Source organism: Mesorhizobium sp. M7A.T.Ca.US.000.02.2.1 (assembly GCF_003996995.1).
Taxonomy (GTDB): Bacteria; Pseudomonadota; Alphaproteobacteria; order Rhizobiales; family Rhizobiaceae; genus Mesorhizobium.
In genome coordinates this window covers 1-5,649 of the sequence record NZ_RZTT01000389.1, presented here as the reverse complement: position 1 = coordinate 5,649, position 5,649 = coordinate 1, and the positions used below count along the sequence as shown (strand labels likewise).

Here is a 5,649-nt window from a genome sequence, read left to right as displayed (position 1 = left end):
GCCTTGCATGGTCGGCTGCGCCACCATCAGCGCGCCGACGAAGCCGAGTCCGATCAGCGCCATGCGCCGGCCGCCGATCCGCTCGCCAAACAGGATCGAGGAGCCAACCAGCATCAAGAGCGGCGTGATCTGGCCGAGCGCGGTGGAATCGGCGATCTGCATGTTGGCGAGCGCGACCACATAGCAAAGGATCGCCGCCAGTTCGAGCATGTTCCGGCTCAGTACGCGCTTGTCGAAGATCAGCGGGATCTGCTTGCCGTAGCCCAGCGCGAACAACAGCGGGAAGCCCCAGAGCGCTGCCGCGGCACCGCGCAGAAACAGCACTTCGTAAGACGGCAGGCCAGCCGTCGCGAGTTTCATCATCGTGTCGTTGACGAGATACGACCCCGTCGAGACGATCATGAACAGCGGGCCGCGGATAGAGGCAGGGATGAAATGCATCCGGCCACAAGATCAGAGGCGGGTGGTGGCGGCAATGGTCCATGGCCTGGCCATGATTCAGACAGGGCCGGGCAAGCACGTCAGCGCTGTCGCGGCCTCGATCGGCCGGCGCGCTGCCCATTTCATTTTGCCCGGAGCCTTCCTATATCAGCGTCATATCCCGCAATCGGATCGATGGTTCGGACTGAGTGAGACGGCACCCGGCCAAAAGACGCTTGTGTTTTTTGGCCTTTGTCGCTAATCGCCCCGCATTCGACTGAACTGAAGGTCTTCGACCGAACTGAAGATCCGGGCCGTCCAAGGAAAGAGACAATGGCAAAAGGTAAATTCGAGCGTAACAAGCCTCACGTGAACATCGGCACGATTGGCCACGTCGACCATGGCAAGACGTCGCTTACGGCGGCGATCACCAAGTATTTTGGCGAATACAAGCGCTACGACCAGATCGACGCCGCCCCTGAAGAAAAGGCGCGCGGCATCACGATCTCGACGGCGCATGTCGAATATGAGACGGCCAACCGCCACTACGCTCACGTCGACTGCCCCGGCCACGCCGACTATGTGAAGAACATGATCACCGGTGCCGCGCAGATGGACGGCGCGATCCTGGTCGTGTCGGCTGCCGACGGCCCGATGCCGCAGACCCGCGAGCACATCCTGCTGGCCCGTCAGGTCGGCGTGCCGTCGATCGTGGTGTTCCTGAACAAGGTCGACCAGGTCGACGACGCCGAGCTGCTCGAGCTGGTCGAGCTCGAGGTTCGCGAGTTGCTGACCAAGAACGAATTCCCCGGCGACGACATTCCGATCGTCAAGGGTTCGGCTCTGGCTGCGCTGGAAGATTCCGACAAGAAGATCGGTGAAGACGCGATCCGCGAGCTGATGGCTGCGGTCGATGCCTACATTCCGACGCCGGTTCGTCCGCTCGACAAGCCGTTCCTGATGCCGATCGAAGACGTGTTCTCGATCTCGGGCCGCGGCACGGTCGTGACCGGCCGCGTCGAGCGCGGCGTGGTCAAGGTCGGCGAGGAGCTGGAGATCATCGGCATCCGTCCGACGACCAAGACGACCTGCACGGGCGTGGAAATGTTCCGCAAGCTGCTCGATCAGGGCCAGGCCGGCGACAACATCGGCGCGCTGCTGCGCGGCGTTGATCGTGAAGGTGTCGAGCGCGGCCAGGTTCTGGCCAAGCCCGGTACGGTGAAGCCGCACAAGAAGTTCGTGGCCGAAGCCTACATCCTGACCAAGGACGAAGGTGGCCGTCACACGCCGTTCTTCACCAACTACCGTCCGCAGTTCTACTTCCGCACGACCGACGTGACCGGCATCGTGTCGCTGCCGGAAGGCACCGAAATGGTGATGCCGGGCGACAACATCACGGTCGATGTCGAGCTGATCGTGCCGATCGCCATGGAAGAGAAGCTGCGCTTCGCTATCCGTGAAGGCGGCCGCACCGTCGGTGCCGGCATCGTCGTCACCATCAAGGAATAATCGAGCCCGGCATTCGCCGGATCGACAAGAAAAGGGCGGTCTTCGGGCCGCCCTTTTCTTTTTCGGGGCTATCGGTTGCGGCCCTGTCGGCCGAACCCTGTTGCAAGGCTCTGGGCCTCAACTAGTATAGGTTGCATCGAGGGGCTTTTTTCCAATGGTTCCAAGGCGGTTTTTCCATCGTCGCGCATTGTGGCCGCTGGCTCTGACCTGGCTGCTCGCATTGCTTGCCGCAGGCCCGGCAGCCTTTGCGGCGGATGCGGCGCCGGATCTTGGGCCGACGATGCGGTTCGGCATTGTCCGCAGCAACGCACCGGGGTGCGAGCCGATCTGCCCGGAATGGATATCGGCCGAGGGCTCGATAGAAGCTGGAACTCCGGCGCTCTTCAAACGCATGCTGAAGACGCTTGGTGGGCGTAAATTGCCTGTTGTCGTCGATTCTCCCGGCGGCAATGTCGAGGCGGCGCTGACGCTTGGCCGGCTGATCCGCAAGAACAAGTTTGATATCGCCATCGGCAAAACGGTGTTTTCCAGCTGCCAGCCCGGTGCGAAGGGCTGCCAGGACCGTGACGCCCGCTACTTCGGCGATGTCATCGACTATGGCGCCATGTGCAATTCCGCCTGTCCTCTGATGTTTGCCGGCGGTATCAGGCGGGTGGCCGGCGAATGGGCCTATCTCGGCGTCCATCAGATCACCACGACCTACATCCGTACGAAATTGCAATACCGGACCACCTATCGCGTCGTGGGGGGCAAGAAGAAGATCCTCAACACAAAGATCGTCAGCCGCAAGAACGCCGGCAGCTACAAGACCTACGAGATGAGCAAGGCGGTTGAGAAAAAGCTGGCGGCCTACCTGAAACAGATGGGCATCGAACAAAGCATGCTCGAAACGATGAAGGGTACCCCGGCCAGCGAAATCCACCAGATCGCCCTCGACGACATGCTGGCGATGAAGCTGGTCACCAGCACGGACGCTGTGGGCCTGTTGACCGCGGCAAGCCTGTGCGAGCCCGGCCGCCTGGCCGCGAATTGCCGGGAGGTGCTGGGGAACAAGCCTGATGGCTTGACGGCGACCGCGGCCAAGCCAACGCCGCCAGCGATCGAACCCGGGGCGGCGCGGCGCGATGAAGACATGCGCTTCGTTGTCGTTCGCGGCACCAATCCGCTCTGCAATCCAGACTGCCCGGAATGGATTTCGGCGGAAGGCGCGATCACCCCCCAGACCCCGCAGAAGCTGCGCCAATTGCTCGCCATGCTTGGCAAACGGCAACTGCCTGTCGTGATCAGTTCGAGGGGAGGCGACCTGCTCAGCGCCCTGGCGGCAGGGAGGCTTATCCATGAAAAGAAGCTCGACGTCGCCGTTGGCCGCACCGATTTCGTCGGCTGTGACCCAGGAGCGTGGAATTGCCTGGCCAAAGAGGGCGCCTATGCCGGGCTGAGCATCGATGCCGGCGTGGAGTGCGATTCGGCCTGCGCGCTGATGCTTGCCGGCGGCATCAGGCGGCTTGTCGGTCCCCAGGCGCGGCTTAGCCTTTACCCGATGGGGCAAAAGCAGATGGTCAAGGCCTATCTCGAGGAGATGGCGATCGGTCCCGCCCTGTTCGCAGCGATCGAGCGACGCTCGGCCGAGCGCCGGCTGGAACCCGGCATGATGCTGAAGGTCGGCCTGACGACGAGCCTGCAATCGGTCGACGCGCTGACCGGTGCCACCATTTGCGAGGCGGTGCCAAGACCCGAGAATTGCCGGATCCGGCCTTCCGCCAATGCCGAGGCTGATGCGCCGGCCAAATTGTAGTGTGCGGCGAAGTCACGAACTGGCCATCGAGGCAGGTTGAGACACTTCCGATTGTTCCGCTATCGTCGCTGCTGGCGGCGCCAGGCAGGCGGAGGATCGATGCCGGCCTGGGTTGGGGCGTGCCGGGCGGCCCCTATAAGCCACCGGGTACGAAACCATGATCGGCACGAAGCGTATCGGGCGCAGGCATCCGGAATAACGCCACAATAGGGCGGAATGCTGCACTGGCCTGCAACCGTGAACGGTCCCGAGATGCTGATCGCCCATCTTCCAAGTGGCTATATTCTCGGAACGTTCATGCGCAGGCAGTGGCTTGGCAGCCCGGCTATCGTCGGGGCCGCCATAGTCGGCAGTGTCATCCCCGATATCGATATGCTGTATTTCCATTTCATCGACGGCGGACGCACCCACCATCACTCCTATATGACGCATTGGCCGCTGTTCTGGGCGGCCGCAGGGGCGCTGTCGTTGCTATTCGTCAGCTGGCGCGCCCGCTCGTATCTGGCAGCCACGGCTGCCTTCTTTGCCGCCGCCATGCTGCATATGGTCCTCGATACGCTGGCGTCGCCGATATTGTGGCTGATGCCATTCGATCGGCGGGCGTTCGAACTCGTCACTGTACCGGCGGACTTCAGCAATTGGGTGCTGAGCTTTTTGCTGCACTGGACGTTCGCATGCGAGCTCCTGATATGCGGCTGGGCGCTTTGGCTTGCACGCGGGCGACCGCAGCCTGCCACGAATGCCGCTTGAGGACGCTCCACATCGAAGAGGGCAGGCGACGTCTCTCTCAATCACGCCACCGCGCGCTGGCGACTTCAGGCGGGAGCTTGGGATCGACCCGGATGGCCTTGTCGGGATTAAGGCGCGTTTGCTTGCAAACCGCTCTTTACAGAGCGTGCGGAAGCTTTTAGGAAGCGCCTTCTGCGCCGACATGCGCACGATACGGGCATAGCTCAGTTGGTAGAGCGGCGGTCTCCAAAACCGCAGGTCGTAGGTTCGAGCCCTGCTGCCCGTGCCATTTCTTGGAATGGCATTCAACGCAATGTTTCGCCATTTCGAAATGGCGTTTCAAAGCGATATTCCATGCTCTGGCCTTTGAAAATCGGCGACCCGCTTGCCATATAGGGTCGATTGGGGCATAAGAGCGCCATAGCCGGGACGGAACGACTGGATGGTTCCGAGGCGGTGTTTGGTCATAAAGCGGAGACTTGCCACTTGCGTGGATCAAGAATCGGTTTTATGTAGACGAAACAGACACGCGACGCGTGGAGCTGGGAAACCGGCTTTACGCGTCTGATTTGCATGGGCGAAATGATTGCGCTGATTCGGCGCGAGATTGGGCTCAGGCGGCACGTCCCGGCCAGCGGGATCATCCAGGAGACCCGGCCAACGGGTCTTGAAGACAGAGCGGCATATGGCTTCGAAAACCACAAATCCTTTCGTCTTTCTCCAGCAGGTTCGCGCGGAGACCGCCAAGGTGACTTGGCCGTCGCGACGCGAAACGATGATCTCGACGGTGATGGTTCTGGCCTTCGCAGTGATCGCGATGATCTTTTTCTTCACCGCCGATCAGCTCATGGGCCTTGCGGTCGAACAGATTCTGGGCATCGGACGCTAAGTCCGGCGATTACGGAGAAGTCTTGAAATGACCGCGCGCTGGTACATCGTCCACGCCTATTCGAACTTTGAAAAGAAGGTCGCCGAGGATATCGAGAACAAGGCCAAGCAGAAGGGCCTGTCCGCCGACATCCACCAGATCGTGGTTCCGACCGAGAAGGTCGTCGAAGTTCGCCGCGGCCGCAAGGTCGATGCCGAGCGCAAGTTCTTCCCGGGCTATGTGCTGCTGAAGGCCAATTTGACCGACGCCGTGTTCTCGCTGGTCAAGAACACACCGAAGGTCACCGGCTTCCTGGGCGACTCCAAGC

At 61.5% G+C, this 5,649-nt stretch carries 6 protein-coding genes and 1 tRNA gene; 6 read left to right on the top strand and 1 reads right to left on the bottom strand.

Going from position 1 to position 5,649, the window contains the following annotated elements; genetic code table 11:
- A partial coding sequence (locus EOD15_RS27325; RefSeq protein ID WP_148129654.1) for an EamA family transporter occupies positions 1 to 441 on the bottom strand: 441 nt, incomplete at its 3' end.
- Positions 442 to 753: 312 nt separating this feature from the next.
- On the opposite strand from EOD15_RS27325, the gene tuf reads away from it, so the two are divergent.
- From tuf to EOD15_RS27295, 6 genes are all read left to right on the top strand, one after another.
- Positions 754 to 1,929, top strand: a complete 1,176-nt coding sequence (gene tuf, locus EOD15_RS27320) for an elongation factor Tu (RefSeq protein WP_013531404.1) — start codon at positions 754 to 756, stop codon at positions 1,927 to 1,929.
- Between the two features lie 154 nt (positions 1,930 to 2,083).
- Positions 2,084 to 3,724 carry a hypothetical protein gene (locus EOD15_RS27315; RefSeq protein ID WP_127409014.1) on the top strand — a complete coding sequence of 547 codons (1,641 nt, stop codon included), beginning with the start codon at positions 2,084 to 2,086 and terminating at the stop codon, positions 3,722 to 3,724.
- Positions 3,725 to 3,976: 252 nt separating this feature from the next.
- Positions 3,977 to 4,474 carry a metal-dependent hydrolase gene (locus EOD15_RS27310; RefSeq protein ID WP_127409013.1) on the top strand — a complete coding sequence of 166 codons (498 nt, stop codon included), beginning with the start codon at positions 3,977 to 3,979 and terminating at the stop codon, positions 4,472 to 4,474.
- A gap of 192 nt (positions 4,475 to 4,666) precedes the next feature.
- Positions 4,667 to 4,742 (top strand) — tRNA-Trp (locus EOD15_RS27305).
- Positions 4,743 to 5,138: 396 nt separating this feature from the next.
- On the top strand, positions 5,139 to 5,342 hold the full coding sequence (secE, locus tag EOD15_RS27300; RefSeq protein ID WP_013531408.1) for a preprotein translocase subunit SecE: 204 nt from the start codon (positions 5,139 to 5,141) through the stop codon (positions 5,340 to 5,342).
- Between the two features lie 27 nt (positions 5,343 to 5,369).
- Positions 5,370 to 5,649 (top strand): transcription termination/antitermination NusG family protein (locus tag EOD15_RS27295; RefSeq protein ID WP_281035583.1); only part of this gene is annotated, 280 nt, incomplete at its 3' end.

What these genes read in the sequence shown, in the direction of transcription:
- tuf (WP_013531404.1), top strand. Translation starts at nt 754, where the DNA reads ATGGCAAAAGGTAAATTCGAGCGTAACAAGCCTCACGTGAACATCGGC.
- EOD15_RS27315 (WP_127409014.1), top strand. Translation starts at nt 2,084, where the DNA reads ATGGTTCCAAGGCGGTTTTTCCATCGTCGCGCATTGTGGCCGCTGGCT.
- EOD15_RS27310 (WP_127409013.1), top strand. Translation starts at nt 3,977, where the DNA reads ATGCTGATCGCCCATCTTCCAAGTGGCTATATTCTCGGAACGTTCATG.
- secE (WP_013531408.1), top strand. Translation starts at nt 5,139, where the DNA reads ATGGCTTCGAAAACCACAAATCCTTTCGTCTTTCTCCAGCAGGTTCGC.